The sequence below is a fragment of the Corynebacterium sp. TUM25015 genome (assembly GCF_056393505.1).
The window spans coordinates 1714554-1736135 of the sequence record NZ_CM150783.1; the positions used below are offsets into that span (position 1 = coordinate 1714554).

At 60.1% G+C, this 21582-nt stretch carries 21 protein-coding genes; 4 read left to right on the top strand and 17 right to left on the bottom strand.

Features of this window, described 5'->3' with window-relative positions:
- Nucleotides 1-95 precede the first annotated feature (95 nt).
- Nucleotides 96-374: a hypothetical protein gene (locus AC06DS_RS07765; RefSeq protein ID WP_477100426.1), complete on the top strand. Its 279-nt coding sequence runs from the start codon at nt 96-98 to the stop codon at nt 372-374.
- A gap of 12 nt (nt 375-386) precedes the next feature.
- Here the strand turns inward: AC06DS_RS07765 and AC06DS_RS07770 are convergent, their stop codons facing one another.
- From AC06DS_RS07770 to AC06DS_RS07820, 11 genes are read right to left on the bottom strand one after another with little or no spacing between them, the layout of a single operon-like run.
- Nucleotides 387-1115: an SDR family NAD(P)-dependent oxidoreductase gene (locus tag AC06DS_RS07770; protein ID WP_477100427.1), complete on the bottom strand. Its 729-nt coding sequence runs from the start codon at nt 1113-1115 to the stop codon at nt 387-389.
- Complete coding sequence (locus AC06DS_RS07775; protein ID WP_477100428.1) at nt 1108-3780, bottom strand: DEAD/DEAH box helicase; 2673 nt, start codon at nt 3778-3780, stop codon at nt 1108-1110. The genes AC06DS_RS07770 and AC06DS_RS07775 overlap by 8 nt, the downstream gene beginning before the upstream one ends.
- Nucleotides 3767-4708, bottom strand: a complete 942-nt coding sequence (tatC, locus tag AC06DS_RS07780; RefSeq protein ID WP_477101194.1) for a twin-arginine translocase subunit TatC — start codon at nt 4706-4708, stop codon at nt 3767-3769. Before tatC ends, AC06DS_RS07775 begins: the two co-directional genes overlap by 14 nt.
- A 36-nt stretch (nt 4709-4744) precedes the next feature.
- Nucleotides 4745-5014, bottom strand: a complete 270-nt coding sequence (tatA, locus tag AC06DS_RS07785; protein ID WP_477100429.1) for a Sec-independent protein translocase subunit TatA — start codon at nt 5012-5014, stop codon at nt 4745-4747.
- Nucleotides 5015-5052: 38 nt separating this feature from the next.
- Nucleotides 5053-6021 (bottom strand): helix-turn-helix transcriptional regulator, encoded by a 969-nt coding sequence (locus tag AC06DS_RS07790; RefSeq protein ID WP_477100430.1) that lies wholly within the window; start codon nt 6019-6021, stop codon nt 5053-5055.
- The gene (locus AC06DS_RS07795; RefSeq protein WP_477100431.1) at nt 6018-6953 is read right to left on the bottom strand and encodes a helix-turn-helix transcriptional regulator; all 936 of its coding nucleotides are present in this window, start codon (nt 6951-6953) and stop codon (nt 6018-6020) included. Before AC06DS_RS07795 ends, AC06DS_RS07790 begins: the two co-directional genes overlap by 4 nt.
- A complete protein-coding gene (pafA, locus tag AC06DS_RS07800; RefSeq protein WP_477100432.1) occupies nt 6950-8353 on the bottom strand; it encodes a Pup--protein ligase in 1404 nt (467 codons plus the stop codon). Before pafA ends, AC06DS_RS07795 begins: the two co-directional genes overlap by 4 nt.
- Nucleotides 8350-8544 (bottom strand): ubiquitin-like protein Pup, encoded by a 195-nt coding sequence (locus AC06DS_RS07805; protein WP_296214563.1) that lies wholly within the window; start codon nt 8542-8544, stop codon nt 8350-8352. The genes pafA and AC06DS_RS07805 overlap by 4 nt, the downstream gene beginning before the upstream one ends.
- Nucleotides 8545-8546: 2 nt before the next feature.
- On the bottom strand, nt 8547-10070 hold the full coding sequence (gene dop / locus AC06DS_RS07810) for a depupylase/deamidase Dop (RefSeq protein WP_477100433.1): 1524 nt from the start codon (nt 10068-10070) through the stop codon (nt 8547-8549).
- Nucleotides 10071-10093: 23 nt separating this feature from the next.
- Nucleotides 10094-11638, bottom strand: a complete 1545-nt coding sequence (gene arc / locus AC06DS_RS07815) for a proteasome ATPase (protein ID WP_477100434.1) — start codon at nt 11636-11638, stop codon at nt 10094-10096.
- Nucleotides 11639-11651: 13 nt separating this feature from the next.
- Nucleotides 11652-12485: a tRNA (adenine-N1)-methyltransferase gene (locus tag AC06DS_RS07820; protein ID WP_477100435.1), complete on the bottom strand. Its 834-nt coding sequence runs from the start codon at nt 12483-12485 to the stop codon at nt 11652-11654.
- Between the two features lie 56 nt (nt 12486-12541).
- Here AC06DS_RS07820 and AC06DS_RS07825 point away from each other — a divergent pair, with 56 nt between their 5' ends.
- Complete coding sequence (locus AC06DS_RS07825) at nt 12542-13342, top strand: RecB family exonuclease (RefSeq protein WP_477100436.1); 801 nt, start codon at nt 12542-12544, stop codon at nt 13340-13342.
- On the opposite strand, the gene aspA is transcribed toward AC06DS_RS07825, so the two are convergent.
- The 3 genes from aspA to AC06DS_RS07840 are packed head-to-tail and all read right to left on the bottom strand — an operon-like array spanning nt 13315 to nt 16810.
- Nucleotides 13315-14874: an aspartate ammonia-lyase gene (gene aspA, locus AC06DS_RS07830; RefSeq protein WP_293791225.1), complete on the bottom strand. Its 1560-nt coding sequence runs from the start codon at nt 14872-14874 to the stop codon at nt 13315-13317. The two genes, AC06DS_RS07825 and aspA, sit on opposite strands and share 28 nt — an antisense overlap.
- 58 nt (nt 14875-14932) lie before the next feature.
- On the bottom strand, nt 14933-15778 hold the full coding sequence (gene hisG / locus AC06DS_RS07835; RefSeq protein ID WP_293791226.1) for an ATP phosphoribosyltransferase: 846 nt from the start codon (nt 15776-15778) through the stop codon (nt 14933-14935).
- A 24-nt stretch (nt 15779-15802) separates the two neighbouring features.
- A complete protein-coding gene (locus AC06DS_RS07840; protein WP_476727674.1) occupies nt 15803-16810 on the bottom strand; it encodes a phosphoribosyl-ATP diphosphatase in 1008 nt (335 codons plus the stop codon).
- Between the two features lie 89 nt (nt 16811-16899).
- Between AC06DS_RS07840 and AC06DS_RS07845 the strand changes: the two genes are divergently transcribed.
- A complete protein-coding gene (locus AC06DS_RS07845; RefSeq protein ID WP_477100437.1) occupies nt 16900-17745 on the top strand; it encodes a thioesterase family protein in 846 nt (281 codons plus the stop codon).
- Here the strand turns inward: AC06DS_RS07845 and AC06DS_RS07850 are convergent.
- The 3 genes from AC06DS_RS07850 to AC06DS_RS07860 are packed head-to-tail and all read right to left on the bottom strand — an operon-like array spanning nt 17742 to nt 20374.
- Entirely contained in the window at nt 17742-18218 is a 477-nt protein-coding gene (locus AC06DS_RS07850) for a hypothetical protein (protein ID WP_477100438.1), read from the bottom strand. The two genes, AC06DS_RS07845 and AC06DS_RS07850, sit on opposite strands and share 4 nt — an antisense overlap.
- A gap of 24 nt (nt 18219-18242) precedes the next feature.
- Nucleotides 18243-19490, bottom strand: coding sequence for a cysteine--1-D-myo-inosityl 2-amino-2-deoxy-alpha-D-glucopyranoside ligase (gene mshC / locus AC06DS_RS07855; protein WP_477100439.1), 1248 nt, complete (start codon nt 19488-19490; stop codon nt 18243-18245).
- Between the two features lie 11 nt (nt 19491-19501).
- On the bottom strand, nt 19502-20374 hold the full coding sequence (locus tag AC06DS_RS07860; protein WP_477100440.1) for an undecaprenyl-diphosphate phosphatase: 873 nt from the start codon (nt 20372-20374) through the stop codon (nt 19502-19504).
- Nucleotides 20375-20444: 70 nt separating this feature from the next.
- Here AC06DS_RS07860 and AC06DS_RS07865 point away from each other — a divergent pair, with 70 nt between their 5' ends.
- Nucleotides 20445-21563, top strand: a complete 1119-nt coding sequence (locus AC06DS_RS07865; RefSeq protein WP_477100441.1) for a hypothetical protein — start codon at nt 20445-20447, stop codon at nt 21561-21563.
- Nucleotides 21564-21582: the final 19 nt, after the last annotated feature.

A 21582-nucleotide genomic window follows, 5' to 3' on the forward strand; every position in this document is an offset into this window, starting at 1 on the left:
TTGTAACAAAAGCGTGCTTACATAACGATAACAAAGGTGTGGAACAAAAGGTTCCTACACGCCAAAGCATTAACTAGGTTTAAGGGAGTACCTCGATGCGTATTCGTCGCACTATTATCGCCGCTGCACTGGCACCCACGATGGCTCTGGCCACCGTTACCCCGGCCGTGGCAGAAACTAATCCCCAGAGTTCCAGCTCTGGTACCACTACCGAGGGCTCCAGCACTAAGGGCTCTAGCACCAAGGACTCCGACGAGTGGTGGGAGAACCTGAACCCGTTCGCGAAGGTTGCAATCGGCATCGCCGCGGCAACCGGCATTTCCGTGGCATTCGGTGTGTTGCGGACGATCTTCTACAACATCTTCCACGTTTAGATCTTCCACGTATTAGCGAGGAGCACGCCGCCACAGCCAACGCGGAACCACCTGCATAGCAGCGGCCAGCAATTTCAGGGAGCGCGGGATCCACACGGATTCTGCGCTTTCGTCATTGATAGCGCGAACCGTGGCGGCCGCGACCACATCCGGAGTTGTGGACAAGGGCGCCGGATCCATGCCACGGGTCATACGGCCAATGACGAAGCCCGGGCGGACAATGACCAAGCGCACTCCGGTGCCCTGGAGCGCATCTTGCATGCCCTGGCAGAAACCATCCAGACCCGCCTTCGCCGAGCCATAGACATAGTTCGGCCGGCGCACGCGCGCACCGGCGATGGAGGAATAGGCCACCAGTACTCCCCTGCCGCGGGACTTCATCACCTGTGCCAGCTCCGTGAGTAGCACCGCCTGGGCTGTGAAGTCCGTGTGCAACACGCGGTACACCTCGGCGGAATCGCGCTCGGCAAGCTCTTGGTCGCCCAGCACCCCGAACATCGCCAGGGCGACGTCCAAAGGGCCGGTGGCCTCGATCTCCGCTATGAGGCTGGCGTGGGAATCCACGTCGGTGGCGTCGAAAAAGAAGGAGTCAACCTGGGTGGCGCCGAGGTTATACAGCTCTTCGGCGAGATCCGTGGTGCGGCGGCCAGCGAGCACCAGATGGTTGCCGGGAGCCAGCATGCGGGCGATCTCGCCACCGATTTCGCTGGTCGCTCCGAAAATTGCGATCTTCTTAGCCATCGAGGGCCACAACTCCTCGTCTCATCGCGGCGACTGCCTTGCGGGAGGCCGCCTTTACTTCATTGGAATAACCGGTCAACTTGATCTGATCCAACAGGTCGATCACCCGGCGGCACCAGCGTACAAAATCACCCGGGGTGAGGGTGGCGCCGCTAGCCTCCGCCGCGCGCAGGCAGTATTCCAGCGGTGCACCGGCAGTCCACTGGTGCACGGCGGTGGCGAAGCCCAGCTCTGGCGCACGGGTCACGGTGAGGTTGTGGCGCTGTTCATCGGTGGAAAGTTCCTGGTAGATGCGCCAGGTCTGGCTAATTGCGGTGGCCAGGGGTTCCGTCGGCACACCGTCGTCTTTGGAACCGGAATCGCGCCGATTTTCGAACACACACGTGCTTGCCACTGCGGCAAGCTCCGCCGGATCCAGCTCATCCCACACGCCACGGCGCAAGCACTGGGCAACCAGTAGGTCAGATTCGTGGTGGATTTTAGAAAGCCGCTCGCCCTCCATGGTGATGCGGGCAGTGTTTCCCTCGAGTTCCACGTAGTCCAGCTCCGACAGCAACGCGAGGATGCGGTTGAACTGCGCAGACAAAGAGTCGGACTCCTGCGGCTGCTCCTTTTGCTCGAACTCCAGGCGGCGGGCGGCCTTCAGGTACTGCTCTGCGGCGCGGCAAAGCTCTTCGCGGCCCTCCCAAGCGTGCACCGGGTGTGCGTGTACTTGCTCGCGCAGCTCGAGTGCTCGAAGGGAACGGCGGCGTGCCCGCGGCTTAAGCTTTTTGGGCTTATCCAGCTGCAAGCGCCGCAGGTTGGCCGCTACTGCCCTAGCCTGACGCTTCGGGTTGCGTGCCACACCCTTGTGCAAATGCATGTGGCCAATATGCACCGGCGTGTTGCCGAACATATCGGGATTCACACGCTCCGCCCAGCCGTCCTCGGTGATAATGGTGGGCCGGCCACGGTGATCCGTCCGGGCGATCACGGCAGTCATTGGGTTCTTACCGGTAGGCAGTGCGATTACATCGCCAGTCTGCAGAGATTGCAGCAGTGATGTCGTTTCCGTTGCGGCCTCGTCGACCACCATGCGCTTGGCACGTCGCTCCTCTTGAGAAAGCTCGCGGCGCAGCTGCCCGTATTCGGTAACCATTTTGAAGTCGTCATTGAGGCTATTGGACGGGCGACGTACCTCGCGGATCGTAGCTTTCAGCTGCTTTTCCTGTTGCGCCAGCTCGCGGCGGCGCTTCTCAATCTGCTCGGCGCTCTCCACCACCGCGCCGTTGGTCTGGTACTGCGCAAAGGAACGCAGCAGCAGCCGATGCGCCTCGTCCAGTCCCATGGTGCCGATGAGGTTCACGGCCATGTTGTAGCCGGGGCGGAAGGTGGAATCCAACGGATAGGTTCTTGTTGACGCCAAGTCTGCGACCCCATAAGGATCCAGCCCCTGGCTCCACAGCACCACTGCGTTGCCCTTCGTATCTATACCACGGCGGCCCGCGCGCCCTGTGAGCTGAGTGTATTGGCCGGGGGTGAGGTCGGCGTGCGTCTCACCATTAAACTTCACCAACTTCTCCAGCACCACCGAGCGGGCAGGCATATTGATGCCCAGGGCCAGAGTTTCGGTGGCAAAGCAGACTTTTAGCAGCCCGCGGGAGAATAGATCCTCCACGATGTGGCGGAAGGCCGGCAACATGCCAGCGTGATGGGCGGCGAAGCCGCGGGAAAGTGCGCGCCGCCACTGGCGGAAGCCCAGGACATTTAAGTCTTCTTCCGTCAGGTCGGCCACACCTGCGTCGATCGTGCGCAGGATTTCTTCTCTTTCCGCTGGAGACGAATAGTCCACGCGATCGACCAGCAGGGCGCGAACGGCGGCGTCACAACCAACACGCGAAAAGATAAAGTAAATCGCCGGCAACATCCCGGCGGTGGCCATGTGCTGGATGACGTCGCCGCGCTTAGGGCCACGGCGTTTGCCAGTTTCCTCAGCCTTGGCGGCGGCTGCAACAACCTTGCGATTGATGGCACCGAGATGCTGCTCCGAGCCCTCGAAAAGCGGCAGGATCTGGCGGCCCACCATCATGAACTGTGTCAGTGGAACGGGACGCTTTTCAGTGACGATGATCTCGGTATCGCCGCGCACTGCGGAGAGCCAACCGCCGAATTCCTCAACATTGGAGACAGTCGCCGACAGCGATACCAGGATCACGCGCGGATCGAGATTGAGGATCGCCTCCTCCCACACCGGCCCGCGGGAACGATCAGCCAAAAAGTGCACCTCGTCCATGACGACGTGCGTGAGCGTTTCCAGGCGCTCGGAATCGGCATAGATCATGTTGCGCAAGACCTCGGTGGTCATCACAACGATGGGTGCATCACCGTTGATGGTGACGTCACCGGTGAGCAAGCCGACGTTCGCCTCGCCGTAGCGAGCGACGAGATCGTGGAACTTTTGGTTACTCAACGCCTTGATAGGCGTGGTATAGAAACACGTGCCGTCACCGTGGAAGGCAGCGAACACGGCGAACTCGCCGACGATGGTTTTACCCGCGCCCGTCGGGGCGGCCACGAGAACGCCCCGCCCCCGGTCGATAGCTTCGGCCGCTTGTACCTGAAAGTCGTCCAGAGGGAAATCGTACTGGGCGCAGAAGCGCTCTACCTGGGGGCTAGAGAATGTCATCGAAATCGGTAGTCGAGAAATTCTGCGCCTTGGGATCCTGGCGCTTGGGAGTAGTGATCGGGCGGGCTGCGCTGGTGGACTGCGGAGGTGCGGTGGCGGTCACGGGGCGGATCGGCTCCGGGGCATCGATGTCGGTGGTCGCATCGTCATCGACCTCCAGCCATTCCTCCTGGTTATCCTTCCTGCGCTTGTCGTTGATCCGAGCAATCTGCGTGGCGATTTCCATCATTGCACACAGCGAGATCGCCAGGATCACCATGGAGATCGGATCCTGACCAGGAGTGACGAAGGCAGCGAAGAGGAAAAGGAAAGCCCAGATGAAGCGACGCTTGTCCTTGAGCTGCTGATAGCTCACTACGTGTGCCAGATTTAGCAGCACGGTGATGAGCGGAACCTCAAAGCTCACACCGAAAATCAACAGCAGCGCCATGGCGAAGCTGAAATAGCGCTCGCCGTTAAGCGCGGCGATCTGAGCCTCATCACCAATGGTGAGCAGGAACTCCAAGCCATAAGACAGTACGAAGTAGGCCAACACCGCACCGACGGCAAACAGCAGTCCGGCGGAAAGGCCCACGCCGAGAGTCCAACGCTTCTCGTTCTTGTGCAGACCTGGGGTGATATATGCCCAGATCTGTCCCAGCCATATGGGCGAGGAAAACACCATTCCGGCCAGTGCGCCGACCTTCAAGCGCAGCATAAACATCTCAAAAGGCCCGGTGGCCAGCAGTCGGCACTCCCCTGCTTCGGAACCGAAGCGGGCTTCCTCCGGCAGGTTACAGTACGGTCCGCGCAGCACCTCACCCAGTGAAGGGATCGGGCCGACCTCGACGTTGTACCAGATATATCCGATAACGGTGCCGACGGCGATCGCGATCAGGGCAATGAAGACGCGCTTGCGCAGCTCATTGATGTGCTCGACGATGGTCATCGAACCATCGGCGGGTTTCTTTAGCTTCTTAGCCACTTACTCGTTTGGTTGCTGTTCGGTCTTGGGCTGGGACTGCGGCTGAGTCAGATCCTGAGCCTGCTGCTGCTCGGCGGTCGGAGCCTGCTTCTCAGTCAGCTCCTTGCTCTCCTTGCCATCCTTGTCGGTCTTCATCTCGTCCATCTCGGACTTGAAGATGCGCATCGAACGACCCAGGGAGCGCGCAGCATTGGGCAGGCGGGTCGCTCCGAACAGCAGGAAGATGACCAGAGCGATGATAATTAGTTCAGGAACGCCAAGGTTCGGCATTGGTTTCTACAAGCTTTCTATAGTTGGGATTGGTCTTTCTATCCTAGCCCTCGAGCCTCGTATGCATCGAGGCCACGCCGGGCTAGGACTTTTAAGTTCTCGGCCAATGGTAGCGGTTCCAGCACTCGAATTCCGGGCGAAAAGCCAAGCAGGAAACGCATAAACCACTCGCCCGTGTTGGGCACGTCGACGACCAAGCGGGATTCATCCTCCACCACCCACATAGGGAAATATTCCAACATCCAACGCAGCGACTCATCCAGCTCTACCCGCGCCCATTCGTCGGTCTCCTCAAAGCCGAAGGGATCCTGCGGGTCGATGTCGGGTTGTACTTGAGGGGAGGCGGAACCCTCCTCGCCCAGGTCGAGCGCGTCGATGCGGGATAGCGCAAAGGTTTTTGTGGTGACGCCACCTTCCCGTGCCCAGAGGTAGTACTCACCGTCGACGAGAGCGACATGGTCCGGGTCTGCGATCCGGGACGTGAAGGTATCGCTAGAAAGCGATTGGTAGTTGAAACTCACTTGACGGCGAGTTTGGATGGCTTCGGCAAGGCGACGTCGCAGTGGCAGAAAAGCCGGCGCAGAGGGGGTTGTCTCGGGGGTGAAAGCCTCCGTGTACTCGCGCCGGGCGCGCAGCAGAGTCTGAATCTTATCGCTGGCGGAGTCGATATTCTGCTGCATCTCCGGCGGTGCAGTCGACCGCAGAGCCTGCAAGTTCAACAACAGCACGCCAGCCTCCAGGCTGTTCAAGGCGACCGGGTGGTCCAAACCGGCGGAGAACTTTACCGATGCACGCATTCGATCCACCGTCACCTCCACCGGCATGTCCAAAATGCTCTCGGGCATGCGGCACATGCTGACCTGTCCCAGTTCATGGGTGATCTGCGGGGTGGAAAGGCCCAAGGTGCGCGACGCCTCCATCAGGCTGCCGTCCGGATGATTACGGAACCAGGCCAAGACGGAAAGGGTGCGTAGGAATTGTTCGGCGTTGGAACGTGGTGGCGTCATGAAGCAGCCTCCTTGAGTACCGCGACGATAGCGGCGACAATATCCGGTGGCGAAGTGACCACGACCTGCGGGGCGTAAGCAGCCGCGGTCCGGATCAGCCAGTCGCGATCCACAGGCCCAATGGTGCCCGAGTCGTTAGTGAGGCGGCGGAGCTCCCAGGCTCCTTCGCCAGGAAATTCGACCGTGGCGGTGACCATCTGATGGCTGTTTTCCAAACCCTGCTCGATCAGCTGCTGCGGGGTACCCTGCGGACGCGGGTGCTGGGCGAACTCCGGCAATGCGGAAACGGAGTCGATGCGCGCTAACCGGAAAGTGCGCTGTGCGCCACGGTCCGGGTCGAAACCCGTGACGTAAATAAGGCCATCCCGGGCGCCATAGGCCCAGGGCTCGAGGCGACGCTGCTGGGGATTGTCGACCAGCGAGGGATAGTAGTTGAAGGTCAGGACGAGACCGTTATCGAGGGCGCGGAAAATCGCGTCGATGGAGTCCCCATCCAAGGCTGTGTGATCCGGCACGCTTGGAATGGTTACCTCGCCGGAGGCGACACGGCGCTGCAGACCAGCGGCAGCCAATTTGGTGTAGGCGGACTGGGCAGCAGAAAGCATCTCCCCCGACTGTGCCCAACGGCTCGCCGCGGTGATGACAGTGGCTTCCCCATCAGTGAATTCAATGTCCGGCAGGAAGGACTGGGAGGAGTCGAGGGAAAGCAGATCCGTACCTCCGATGTGCACCCCGAGTGCCTCTAGATCCTTCCGGTCGCGCTCTAGCTGCTTTCGCGCGGAGTCCATGTTCACCTGCTGATAGCCTTCAACATTGGCCAAAATCCACTCGGGCGTGCGCGGCTTTTCGGAATTAATGAGTGCGATGACCAGATTAAATAGGCGCGTAGCGCCTGGTATCCAGTGAGTTTCAACGGGGCGGTTGCGATTCATCGGGCTTCCATAGAGGCAATAATACGATCGACATCCTCATCGGTCGTGGCAAAAGGGTCGGCCAGCAGGGACTCCGCCCCGTTCTCGCCGTTGACCTTCACCCGCATCCAATCCACCGTATAAGACAACTCCGGGTGGGCACGAACAGCAGAAATGAAGCGTCCACGCACCGCGGCACGGGTGGTTTGTGGTGCCTGGCGTACCGCTTGCTCGATCTCCACTGTCTCCAGCAATGTGCGAGCCAGGCCGCGGCGGGCCAACACGTGGAATAGGCCACGCGTCGGGTGGATGTCGTGGTACATCAAATCGATCTGTGCCAGGCGCGGGTCAATTGGATCCAGGCCGCGGGCAGCGGCCATGCGATCCAGCAGGGACTTCTTGATAACCCAGTCGATCTCAGTGGAGACCGGGGCGAAGTCGCCCGTGTCGAAGCAGTCCAGCACTCGGCCCCACAGATCCACCACGGGGGCTAGCTCAGCATTGGGGGTGCCCAGCTCCACGTCCTCACGATCAGTGAGATAGGCGCAGGCGGCGTCATAAAAAGCGCGCTGTACCTCCAACGGTGTGGCAGTCGAACCACTGCGCAAGGCAATGTCCACCTGGCCGGTGAAGTCGCGGGCGATTTCGCGAATCGAGCGGATCTCATTAGCCATCTCGAAATCGGGCAGTGCGACGCCGGCTTCGATCATCTCCAACACCAGCAAGGTCGAGCCGACCTTCAGCGCTGTGGTGACTTCCGACATGTTTGAATCGCCAACGATAACGTGCAGGCGACGGTACTTGGCGGAATCGGCGTGCGGCTCGTCGCGGGTGTTGATGATTGGCCGCGAACGGGTGGTAGCGCTGGAGACGCCCTCCCAGACGTGGTCGGCGCGCTGGCTCATGGTGTAGCCGGGTCCGAAATTCTCGTTCGGCGCGCCGGGGTACGGGATGGCAAGTTTGCCCGCACCGCAGATGAGCTGGCGGGTAACTAAGAAAGGCAATAGCTGCTTACTGAGGCCTTTCAAGGGAATATCGCGGCTGACTAGGTAATTCTCGTGGCAGCCATAGGAGTTTCCCAGCGAGTCCGTGTTGTTCTTGAGCAAATAGACCTTGCCACCGACGGCCTGCTCGGCGCGGTCGGCCAGCTCGTGCATCATGAGATCACCGGAGCGATCATAGGCGATCAGCTGGTGCAGGCTATCGCACTCCGCCGTGGCGAACTCCGGGTGTGCGCCAACGTCTAGATAAAGTCGCGAGGCATTCTCGGTGTAGATGTTCGAGCTGCGGTGCTTTTCCACCACAGGGGCGAAGAGTTTGCGGGCGATCTCGTCTGGGCCGAGGCGACGGGAAGAATCCTGCATGTTGGCGATCCCGTACTCGGTCTCCAGACCCATGATGCGGCGGCGAATAGCTGTCACTGTCCGCCCTTTTGCACGTAGGAGCGAACAAACTCCTCAGCGTTATTCTCTAGCAGTCCGTCGATTTCATCCAGAAGGTCATCGGTGCCGGTGACGTTGACCTGCTGGGTGCCGGCGCCGGTGGTTTGTTCGATCGGTTGGTCGTCGTCACGCCGACCGCCGCCGGCGCTGACCTGTCCGCCCTGTGCCATGTTTAAACTTCCTTTCTGCCAACCCCAGAAACCTTCTCCGGGTTGATTTCCTTCAAGCCTGCCACGAGTTCGGAAATGCCGGGCCTAGTCCCGGACTCCAGCAGCGTTCGCAGCAACAGCTGATTGAACCCGCGCGGATCGTCCATCGTGATCTGCACGGCGCCGTCCGGGGTATCCACGATGACGTTATCCCAGTTCGCGGAGAGGATATCCGCGGAGTAATTCGCCACCAGGTGGCCCCGCAGCCATGCGCGAGTGGCAGCCGGCGGGGTGTCCACCGCGGAGGCGACTTCCGCAGGGTCGATAAAGGTACGCATTCGCCCCTTCTTAACCAGAGCGTGATAGAGCCCGCGGCGCGGGTCGATATCCGAATATTGCAGGTCAACTAGTGCTAGGCGGGGGTCGGTCCACTCTAATCCGCGGTTGCGGTAGGCGTTAATCAGCTGTAGCTTCGCCGTCCAATCCAGGCGGTCGGCGGTAGAGAGCGGATCGGCCTGAAGATCGTCGAGGATCTGGCCCCACAGCTCATAGACCGAAAGATCGTCGCCACGCAGGTCCATGATCTCCCCCACGCGCTTGCGGATCTCCCGCTGCGTCTCGATGGCCGTGCGCTCAGCTTGGCCATAGAAGCGCAGGCGCGTAGTGCAATCCAGGTCGCGAGAAACGCGCTGGACGTCGGACACAGGCTCGAGCAAACGCAGATCACCGAAATAAGCACCCTGCGCCACGGCCGCGAGTACTAACGCAGTGGTTCCGAACTTCAGGTAGCTGGAGAACTCGCTGAGGTTCGCGTCTCCGATAATGACATGCAGGCGACGCCACTTGTCCGCGTCCGCGTGGGGTTCATCGCGGGTGTTGACGATGCCACGGTTGAGCGTGGTCTCTAGTGAAATATCGGTTTCGATATAGTCGGCGCGCTGGCTGATCTGAAAGCCAGGCTGCTCGCCCTGCTGCCCCAGCCCAATGCGCCCCGCCCCACAGAACACCTGGCGGGTGACGAAGTGCGGGATCAGCGCAGCCTGTACATCTTCCACCTCCAGATCGCGCGGGTAGAGGTAGTTCTCGTGCGAGCCATAACTGGCGCCCTTGCCATCGACGTTGTTCTTGTAGATCTTCAGTTCCGGCTCTGCGGCCTCGGCCGCGCGGTGCATGATGATGTCGCCGGCTTTGTCCCACACCACCGCGTCGTAAGCGGTCGTGGATTCCGGAGAGGAATACTCGGGGTGTGCATGGTCTACGTAGAAACGCGCGCCATTGGCAGTAATGACGTTCGCTGCCCCCAGCGCATTGGGATCTAAAACCGGTGCGCTCCCCCTGCGGTAGCGGCGCAGGTCAAAGCCGCGAATATCGCGCAAGGGTGATTCGTTTTCATAGTCCCAACGGGTGCGACGGTTCACCCCCTGTCCGCTGTGCTCCGCATAGGCCACGACGGCCTGGGTGGAGGTATGGATCGGGCTGGCTGTCGGATCGTCCACCGCGACAATGCCATACTCCGTTTCGGAGCCAATAATATGCGGGCCAAACAAAGTGTGAGCCTCCTAAACCCTCATTAAACCCTGTGTACGTCGATGTCTACGACGCGCTTCGTCCCATGGCCGTAGATTCGCGCCCACTCCGCCGGGTTCGTGGTGTCCGGCAGGTCCTCGGAATCGGCTACTTCTGCACGCACGGCCTCGGTCACGTGCTCTGGGCGCATGCCGTCGGAACCCTTATGCAGCGCGTCCTTGATAGCCAGCGTCTTCGACCGATCCACGATATTTGCCAACATTGCGCCGGAGACGAAATCTGCCCAGTACAGATTATCGCTCGTACCGTCGGCGTAGTGCAGCGTGACATAACGGTGCGTCTCATCCCGGGCGAATAGCTCGTCGACAATGCTGCGTCGGAGGGAGGCGACGGCGGCTTCATCGGAACCGGCTGCAGCGGAGAAGTCGGCGTCAATAGGAAGAGAAGCATCGAGATGCTTGGATAGGATCGCTTCCGCGCCTTCCGCATCGGGGCGGGCAATACGGATTTTTACGTCGAGTCGGCCAGGGCGCAGGATGGCCGGGTCGATGAGCTCCTCGCGGTTCGATGCGCCGATGATGATGACATTGCCCGCGGCCTCCACACCGTCGAGCTCGGCGAGGAGCTGCGGAACGACTGTGGACTCCATATCGGAGCTCACACCGGTGCCGCGCGTGCGGAACAGCGCCTCCATCTCGTCGAAAAAGACGATCACCGGACGGCCGGAGCTAGCCACGCGGCGAGCCTGCTCGAAGATCAACCGGATCTGGCGCTCGGTCTCGCCGACGAACTTGTTCAGCAGCTCGGGACCCTTGATGTTGAGGAAATAAGGGGAATCCGATTGCGCCAGAGAGTTCGCCACGGCCTTGGCAATGAGTGTCTTGCCGTTACCGGGTGGGCCATAGAGCAGCACTCCCTTCGGCGGTCGTAGCCCGTAGCGAGTGTAGATCTCGGGGTGCAGGAACGGCAGTTCAACCGCGTCGCGGATCTGGGTGATCTGCTGGCCCAGACCACCAATGTCGTCATAGGTAACATCCGGGACTTCCTCCAGGATGAGGTTGTTCGTCTCGGCTCGGGGCACGGCCTCGAAAGCCCAGCCGGATTTGCGATCCACAATGACGGAATCGCCGGTGGCCACGGTGCCAGCCAGTTCTGTGGTGGCCTTGACCACGAACTCCTCGCCCACCTTGTCGGCGATAATTAGGCGGTTACCCGTGACCTCCACTACCTGCGCGATATCGCCGAAGTCCGGTTGCCCCGTGACTTCCACGACCTGCTGGCCCTCCCCGAGGCGCACCATCGCTCCGGGAACTAGCTCGTGCTGTGGCACATGCGGCGAGACCATGAGCCGCATCCGGCGGCCTGCCGTAAAGACCTCCGCACTGAGATCGCGGTTGGTTTCCAGCAGGGTGCCGTAGGTGCTGGGAGGTTCGGCCAGGGCTTCCAGCCGGCCGTTCATTTCCTCCAGCTTTGCACGGCTGGCCTGCAGCAGCTCCACGAGCTTCGCGTTGCGCGCGCCGAGTTGCCGATTGGCGACCTGCAGCTCGCGCAGAGTTTGAGGTCCTTCCGCTGATGTGTGCTCGGTCATACTGACCAGTCTACTAACGGCGGGCGCGGCGTTGCGGTCGAGGTGCGGTGACGCCATCAGCCAGCCTGCGAGCCAGGATCAGAAATGCCGTGTGCGCGTTCATCCGGTGTTCGGGACGGGTGGCCAGGCCGTCGACCTTCCACTCTCGTACCAGGGACTCCCACGCCTTGGGCTCGGTAAAGCAGCCGGTTTCGCGGATGCCCTCCATGACCTTCATGAGCTGCGGGACGGTGGCGACATACGTCATAAATACGCCACCGGGAATAAGCACGTCCTTGACGGTATCCAGCATCTCCCAGGGCTCCAGCATGTCCAGCAGCACGCGGTCGATGTCGCCGACATCCTCCTTAGTGACGGTCTTTAAGTCACCCAGACGTAGATCCCAATTATCGGGGTGGCCACCGAAGTAGTCCTCCACGTTGTCCTTGGCATAGGCTAGGTGATCTTCGCGGATTTCATAGCTAATGACCTTGCCTTTCGGTCCGACGGCGCGCAGCAGCCACGTACTCATGGCGCCGGAGCCCGCGCCGGCCTCCAGTACGGTCGCGCCGGGGAAGATATCGCCTTCCACGAGGATCTGAGCGGCATCCTTTGGGTAGATCACCGCTGCGCCACGAGGCATGGAAAGCACGTGGTCAACCAGCAGGTGACGGAAGCACAGGTACTCGCCTGCACCGGAGGACTTCACTACGGTTCCTTCGTGCTGACCGATAATGTCGTCGTGGCGGATTTCGCCCTTGTGGGTGAAGAAGCTTTCGCCTTGTGCGAGGGTAATTGTGAAGTGCCGGCGCTTGGCGTCGGTGAGCTGCACGCGGTCGCCTTCGGTGAAACGTCCGGAATAAGCCATATGGGATCTTCCTTCCTGCTTTAAGAGATCTGGTTCATTTTACTAGGCTGGTCAGGGTGATTAAGAAACTAGCCCTCTCCCCCTCCCGCGCCAACGACTACAAGCAGTGCCCGCTGCTGTATCGCTTCCGGGCGATTGACAAGTTGGAGGAGCCAAGCACCGTCGCCCAGGTCAAGGGAACTCTGGTACATGCGGTGCTGGAGAATCTGCACCAGCTGCCACGGGAGCAGCGGACCTATCCGGCAGCGGTGAAGATGATCCGACCGGAGTGGGAGAAGATGCTGGCCAAAGACGACGAACTGGCCGAGCTGGTGCCAGAACAGTCCACCCTGGAATTTTGGGAGGAATGTCGCGAGCTGGTTAAGGGCTATTTTCAGATGGAAAACCCGGAGGGTTTTGACGCCCACGAGTGCGAACAATTCGTGAATCTGACGCTGCCAAACGATGTCCCGGTGCGCGGTTTCATCGACCGGGTTGATATCGCCGAAACCGGTCAGGTGCGCGTGGTGGACTATAAGACCGGTAAGAAACCCGCGCCGCGTTTCGCCGATACTGCCCGATTCCAGATGCTGTTTTACGCCTTAGTGTGGTGGCGCATGACTGGCGAACTACCCACTCAGCTGCGATTGATGTATCTGAAAGTCAGCGACGATATGGTGCTGAGCCCCACTGCTACGGAACTAGTTGCGTTTGAGCGTGAATTAGGCGAGCTGTGGCAGCGGATTATGGCTGATGTACGCAGCGGAGATTTCCAGCCGCGTACGACCAAGCTATGCGGTTGGTGCCATTTTCAAGACCTCTGCCCGGCCTTTGGTGGCACCCCGCCGGACTATCCCTCGGAGTTTTCCTCGCTGTAGTCCGTGTACAGCTTGCCCTGGAATGTCGGGTTCAGCAGGTTCTCCGGGCTCAAGACCTCGTCGAGGGTCTTTTCGTCAAGCAGGTCCATTTCCAGCACCAGGTCGCGCACGGACTTGCCAGTGCGGGCGGCCTCCTTACCGATCTTGTCACCGTTGTGGTGGCCGATCAGCGGGTTCAAGTAGGTAACGATGCCGATGGAGTTTTCCACGTACTTGCGGCAGACATCGGCGTTGGCGGTGATGTCCACGACGCAAAGGGCACGCAGAGTGGTGCAGGCCCGAGCCAGGAAACGTACAGACTCGAAGACGCACTGTGCGATGACGGGCTCCATGACATTCAGCTGCAACTGACCGGACTCCGCGGCCATGGACACGGTCTGGTCGTTGCCGAAGACCTTGAAGCAGATCTGATTGACGACCTCGGGGATCACCGGGTTGACCTTGGCGGGCATGATGGACGATCCCGCCTGTCGCTCCGGCAGGTTGATCTCATTGAGGCCAGCGCGTGGGCCAGAGGACAGCAGGCGCAGGTCGTTACAGATCTTGGACAGCTTCATGGCAACGCGCTTCACTGCGGCGTGGGCATTGACATAGGCGCCGGTGTCGCTGGTTGCCTCGATGAGGTCGCGGGCGGGCTCGATCTTCAGTCCACTGACTTCGCTCAGCGCGCGGATGACAGCGCTCTGGTAACCGGGTGGGGTGTTGACGCCGGTACCGATGGCGGTGGCGCCGAGGTTCATCTCACGGAGCTGTGCCTGCGCGCGTTCCAGCTGTAGGCGCTCCTCGGCGATGTTGTAGCCGAAGGCGCGGAATTCCTGACCGAGGGACATCGGCACCGCATCCTGTAGCTGGGTGCGCCCCATTTTGAGGATGTTGCGGAATTCGTGACCCTTCGCCAGGAAGGCGCGCTCCAGGGCATCGAGGTGCATGATGAGCTGGTCGATGGCGAAGTGCAGCCCCAGGCGGAAGCCGGTCGGATACGCATCGTTGGTGGACTGGGACATGTTGACGTCATCGTTGGGGTTGATGATGTCGTAGGAGCCCTTCGGATGGCCGAGATATTCCAATGCCAGGTTGGCGATGACTTCATTGGTGTTCATGTTCACACTGGTGCCGGCACCACCCTGGAACACGTCGATCGGGAACTGATCCATGCAACGGTGCTCTTCCAACACCTGATCGCAAGCCCAGATAATGGCCTTCGCCTTCTCATCTGGCAGGGCGAAGACCTCGTTGTTGGCAATCGCGGTGGCCTTCTTCACCATCACCATGCCGCGGATAAACTCCGGAATCTGGTTGATAGTGGTGCGGGAAACCTGGAAGTTATCGACCGCGCGGAGGGTGTGCACGCCGTAATAAGCGTGATCCGGAACCTCCATGGTTCCCAGGAGATCTTCCTCGGTGCGGAAGCTCTTTGCAGCTCGCGCCAGCTGGGAGTGTGTTTCAGCCGACGTGATGATATCGGTGGAGCTGACGACATTGTCGCCGTGAACCTTTGCCGCTGCTGCAGAGGGGATTGGTTGATCAGTCACGATTCGTCCTCATGGGTGTTGGGGATAAAGATCTTTCCCCTACCCTAACGAATTGTGACTAGATGCGAGCAATCCGTATGTCGGTGGCCAAAATAGCCTCTGCGCCGAGGGCAGAAAGTTCATCCATAAGTGAGTTTGCCTGCGTTTTCGGCACCATTGCACGGACGGCTACCCAGCTGTCGTTGGCCAGAGGGGATACGGTTGGAGCGGACAAGCCCGGGGTGATGGCAGCAACCTTCTCAAGGTTCTTGCGATCCACGTTGTAGTCCAGCATTACGTAGTTGTGTGCGTGCAGAATGCCCTGGATACGGTTGATCAACACTTGCTGCTCAGCGGTGACCTCCGCTCCCTTTCGCCCCACAATTACGGCCTCGGAGACACACAGCGCGTCACCGAAGGGCTTGAGTCCCTGCTGGCGCAAGGTACGACCGGTGGAGACCACATCGGCGATGACATCCGCTACGCCCAGGCGGATAGAAATCTCAACAGCTCCGTCCAGACGGATCACCTGCGCATCTAGACCGCGTGCGGCGAGATCCTTGCGCACCAAGTTTGGGTAACTCGTGGCAATGCGCTTCCCATCAAGCTGCTCCACTGTCCACTCTTCATCTTTCGGGGCGGCGTAGCGGAAAGTCGAGGCGCCAAAACCCAGAGCCAGCAGCTCGTCGACCTCTTCTCGGGTATCGGCGGCCAAGTCACGACCGGTAATACCGATGTCCAGGTGTCCGGAGGCAATGTAAATGGCAATGTCCTTAGGGCGCAGGAAGTAAAACTCCACGCCATTGGCCTCGTCGGTGATCGTCAGAGACTTGGAATCACCTCGGGTGGCATAGCCAGCTTCCTTCAGGATGGATGTTGCCTTCTCGGACAGGGAGCCCTTGTTGGGCACTGCGACGCGCAGCATGATCGTCGTGACTGCCTTTCTTGCTTAGAGGAACTTGTAGACGTCAGCGGGAGTCAGGCCCCGGCCAACCATGACTACCTGTAGCCAGTACAGAAGCTGGGAAATCTCCTCGGCCAGCTCCTCATCGGACTCGTACTCCGCGGCTAGCCATACCTCACCAGCCTCCTCAATGATCTTCTTGCCCTGGAAATGCACTCCGGCGTCCAGAGCCTTGACCGTGCCAGACCCTTCCGGGCGCTCCTTGGCGCGGGAAGAAAGCTCAGCGAAAAGGGAATCGAAGGTTTTGAGTTCTTGTTCGTTTACGTCGTCCACATCTTCTATTGTGGCAGATCGCACACCAGCCGGTGCAGTGTGCCCTAGGTCTGCGTAGATCTGGCGCAGATCATGTAGCGTGAAGCCTTCCAGATCCTGCACTCCCCCGCGCAGCTCAGCCAAGGTGTGCACATTATCGGGAATTGCGGTGCCTGCGTCCGTTGGGGCTCCAAGCACTCGGCAGCCAGCATCCCGCGCGGCAGTCATACCGGTTGTGGAATCCTCCACTACCAGGCATTCATCCGGCGAAAAGCCAAAGCGCTCGGCAGCGGTGGCATAGATATCAGGGGCGGGCTTGCCATGTGGAACCTCGTCGCCGCACAGGGTGAAGTCGAAAAATTCCCGTCCGATGGATTCCAGGGAGAGCTCCGTCAACGCGCGGTTGGTATTGGTTACCAACGCCATGGGGAAACCGGTGGCTTTGGCCTCGGTGAGAATGTCCCGGATCCCAGGGCGGAACTCTAATTGCCGCGATAGGAGCTCGCCGACGCGCGTGTACATAAAGTTCAACCACTCCGCCTTGGCGGCGTCATCGAGTACTAACCCCGCATGCTCGGCGCAAATTTCGACGGTTGTGGGGGTTGTCGCGCCCACCGTCCGCTCGCGGACCTCGGGCGTTAGCGGACGCCCCATTTTCTCGCCCATTTCGAAAGTTGCGATGCCCCATAGCGGTTCGGAATCGACCAGGGTGCCGTCCATGTCCCAAAGTATTGCTTTCATGATGAGCCTCAGTTTAGGACAAACCCGTCGCCCGCCCTCGACCATATGCGATAGTAAGTGACGTAGGACACACCTATGAAAGGAACAGCATGAGCGAGCAGTCGGCTTACTTCATACCTGGCGAGGCTAAGGAAGAAGGTGGCCAGATATACCGCAACTATCACCCCACCCGTCACACCGAAAGTCCATGGGGGCCGGGCTTTCAACACGGCTCCCCTCCTGCGGCACTCATCGCCACTGTATTGGAGGACGGTGCGCGCGATGCTGGACTGTCTTTGCAGGAAGGCCGCTTCAGCCGCATGACCGTGGAAATCCTCGGCGCCGTGCCACTGGGCGAGTTGCAAACCACTGCCCGGGTGGTGCGTCCGGGAAAGCGCATCAGCTTCCTCGAGGCAGTCGTCACAGACGTCACGGGCCGTGAGTACATCCGCGGCTCCGGATGGTGGATTCGCCGCGGGGACACCACGGAAATTGAGCGCACCGTCGGTGAGTCCATGCCCGGCCCACACGCTGCCGAGGACGGAACGGAGTTTCTCGAACGCTGGGCAAGCGGCTATATCGATTCGATCGATGTGCGTAAGGCAGACCTGGACGATAGCCAGCTGGAGGTTGCCGCAAAGCGCAACCCCGCAATCTACTGGTCGCGTACGCAGCTGCCTGCTGTGGCTGGCAAGGAAGATTCCACCTGGGTACGGCTCATGAAGACCGTGGACATAGCCAATGGCCTGAACAACCTATTGGATACCGACAAGTGGACGTACATGAACGTCGATACCACCGTCTACCTGCACCACGAGATGCGCGGTGACTGGCTGGGGCTAAGTGCCGAGGCGAACTATGGTACCGACGGCATTGGTACGACGGTCACCCGCATCTATGACCAACAGGGGCTCATCGGCACCTGCAACCAGGCAATTATGCTGGCGCCGCGTTAGCTTTCGCAGACGGCCTCGGCCTGGTTGGCCACGAAGATCTCATCGGCATCGAGATCCACGGCCAACTTCTCGACCAGGGCGAGCAGATCCTTGATCTCCTCGTCCTCTAACAGCGCGTCCTCGTGACGGGCGGAGAGCTCCTTGAGCTTCGAAATGTGCTGCGTGATGACAGTGGTGATCGCCAAAGTGGTGGCGTTGGGCTGCTCCTCCGCACTGTCCTCAGTGTTTTGCAGCTGCAAGGTGGCCGCGATCTTGTTCAACTCTGCCTCGTCGCTAGCTGCCACGGACTGTGCAGCCTGCAGCATACCGTCGATGATTCCCTCGGCTTCGTCCACCGCAGACTCCGGGTACGGAGCCTCCCAGAATTCGCGATCCTCGTCACGGAGGTAACTTCCCGTCGCCATTTGGCGCAGGTTGTCGATGAACTCTTCACGGACATCGGTGGTGGCTGTGCTCAGCTGTGTGGTGCTCATAAGAGATAGTGTGCCCTCTAAACGCTAGAGGCGCACGCCCAACAGCGCATCGATAGCGGTTTTTATTTCTGACGCCGCAGCCTCATCCCCTGCCGCGCCCGGCTTAACTGCCACTGCCCAGTCGTCGAGAGCCTCCAATGCGCCTGCGGTATCGAGGTCATTAGCCAGACAGCGACGCACGGTGGCGACGAGCTCACGAGCCTCATCCAGGCTGGTGGAGCCCGTGCCTAGGGCTTGCCGCCAGAGGGCAATCCGATGTTCGGCTTGTGCCAGCACATCGCCGGTCCAGTCGCGGTCTTGACGATAGTGGCCCGCGTACACCCCGAGGCGAATCGCAGCCGGTTCGTGTCCGGCGGCAGTGAGCTTGGAAACAAAAACGAGGTTGCCCAGGGACTTGCTCATCTTCGTCCCGTTTAGACCGATCATGCCGGTGTGTACATAGTGGTGCGCCATGCGCTCTACCTCGTGGGCTGCTTCTGCATGGGTGGCGGAAAACTCATGGTGTGGAAAGCGTAGGTCGCTGCCACCGCCCTGGATGGCAAATGGTGCGCCCAGACGATTCACCGCAATGGCTGAGCATTCGATGTGCCAGCCGGGGCGTCCAGGGCCAAAGTGCGAATCCCACTTCGGCTCCCCTTCCCGGTGCGCGCGCCACAGGAGCGCGTCCATCGGGTGGCGCTTGCCGGGGCGTTCCGGGTCTCCCCCGCGTTCGGCAAAGAACTCGGCCATCTGCTCCTCGTTATAGCGTGACTCGTAACCAAACTGCGGCAAGAAGGTGTAGTCAGCGTAGATGTCCGGGTACTCGTCATCTTCCAGCTGGTAAGCAGCGCCGACCTCCAGGAGCTTGGCCACCATCTCGATAACCTCGTCGATGGATTCCATCGCGCCAATATAGTCGCGGGGCGGAATGACGGCTAGATCCTTCATGTCGGAGCGGAACAGGTCAATTTGGCTGCTTCCCAGATCCTGCCAGTCAACCCCGTCACGTTCAGCGCGTTCGAACAACGGATCGTCCACGTCGGTGATGTTTTGTACGAAGTGCACGCTGTGCCCCGCAGTGCGCAGATAGCGGTGAATCAGATCGAAGGTGAGATAAGTCGCGGCATGCCCCAGATGAGTTGAATCGTATGGGGTGATGCCGCAGACATACATACCTACCTCGTCTCCGGAGAGGTCGACGGGCTTGAGAACATCGTCGGCAGTGTCATACAGGCGAAACTGTGGGGCTTCGCCCGGCAGCTGTGGGACTTCCGGTTCCGGCCAAGAGTGCATGGCAATCGATTCTAAGCTTGCAGCACGCCGAATGCGAGTAGACCCATTACGGCCAGGCCTAGCGGGATACGCCACAGTGCAAACCAGGCAAAGGAGTGGTGGGCCACGAACTTCAGCAGCCACGCAATCGACGCATAGCCCACTGCAAAAGCAATGGCCGTGCCCACGAACAATTGGGCGCCCGAGGCGGCCTGTCCGGCGTCGGGACTAAAGGCGTCGGGAAGAGAGAAAAGCCCCGAGGCCAGAACGGCAGGGATGGCGAGCAAGAAAGAGTAACGGGTGGCGACCTCACGGTCGAGGTTGAGGAAGAGTCCCGCCGAGACGGTGCCGCCGGAGCGGGAAACACCCGGGATTAGTGCCAGGCACTGAGCGAAACCCATGATGATGGAATCACGCATGGTGAGCTCGCCAAAGCTGCGTTCCCGGCGCCCCATGCGCTCGGCGAGGATGAACACGAAGGAGAAAACCACAAGCATGGTCGCGGTGATCCACAGGTTGCGTAGGTTTTCCCGGATGAGGTCTTTGCCCAGGTAACCCAGAATGGCGACGGGCAGGGTGCCAACGATGACCATCCAGCCCATGCGGTAGTCGAATTTGCTGCGGAACTCACGGCGGCCGTGCTTGCCGGTAAGGTCGGTGATCCATTCCCACATGCCCCGACACCACGCGCTGGCGATATTCCAGATGTCCTTGGCGAAGAACACCAACACCGCCAGCTCAGTTCCCAGCTGTATGACAGCGGTAAACGATGCTCCGGCATCCTCGCCCCACAGCAAAGTAGAGAAAATGCGCAGATGTCCAGACGAAGAAACCGGCAGGAACTCCGTTAGGCCCTGGATGAGCGACAGAATGATTGTCTGCGCCCAAGTCATGTCTGTAGTCATGGGGACAAAGCCTAGTCCTTTCGGCCCGCCTTGACGGTGTAACGTGGCCGGGCTGGTAGCGTTGGTGTTTGTGAATGTGCACGTCAATCGCTTTACCCGTACCTTTTGTATGACCGCCGTGGCTGCTCTGGCCATGGGAACCCTTTCCGCCTGTGGATCCGATGACGCTGTCGAGGACGCGCCCGTTGCCGGTGAACCTGCAGAGCCACAGGATGGACCTGATTCCGCGCCCGGATCTGGTGATTCTGTAGACGTGAAGAGCCCGGTACTAGGTGCCGCGCGCGTTAGCCTTTCTGCCGACGAGAACGCACCGGGTGCGAATGCGGTGGCGGTGCTCACGAAGGGCAAAGTGCACTTTATTGACGCCGCGAATCCTAGTGCAGAACCGCGACAGGTAGACGTTGACGATTCCTGTGACAACATCTCCTCCTCCGCCACTGGCGTGGCTGTGGCTTGTCAGGATAAGGCCATTGAGCTGGGCGCAGATGGGAAGGAAAAACGCCACCTGGACGTAGAAGGCAAGGTGACGACCGTGACCTTCCTGGACAATGGCAAGGCCGTGCTGGGCAAAGCGGGAGAAGACAAGGCTCGTTTCTTTGATGACAAGGGTGGAGAGACCGGCAACGCCATTGTGAGCCGCAGCCTGGACCAGGTTGTATTGGTCAAACCGCATGACCGTGGCCAGCGCGCAGCACTGATTGACCGCGGGCAAACCAGCATCAACGATGTGGACGTGGACGATGGTTCGTTGAACGCTTCTCTCCGTATCGGACAGGGTGTGGGGCAGGTTGCCTCTGGGCGTGGCGACGACGGTGTGGTTGTGGCCAGCGATGCTCGTCAAGGACAACTGCTGATCTACACCATGAATGATGTGGTGCGTCTACACCAGGCCACTCCGATCAAGACACCCTGGGGTGTCACATGGGATGCACAGCGGAAGCTTGCGTGGGTGTCCTCCACCAGTAGTAACGACGTCAAGGCCTATCGCATCGACAGTGGCGTGCCAGTAAAGGCTGCCCAGGTAAAGACTCAGAGCAAGGTTCGCGGGGTTTTCGACGCTGCTAATGGGGCGCTGGTGACTGTGGCGGAAAACGGCAAGGTGAACATCCTCAGTGCGAAGGAGATTGAGGAGAACCTCAAGTCGATGAAGAGCCAGGCCAAGGATGACTATCCGGTGAAGCGGGACTAGAAACGGGACGAAAAAGAGG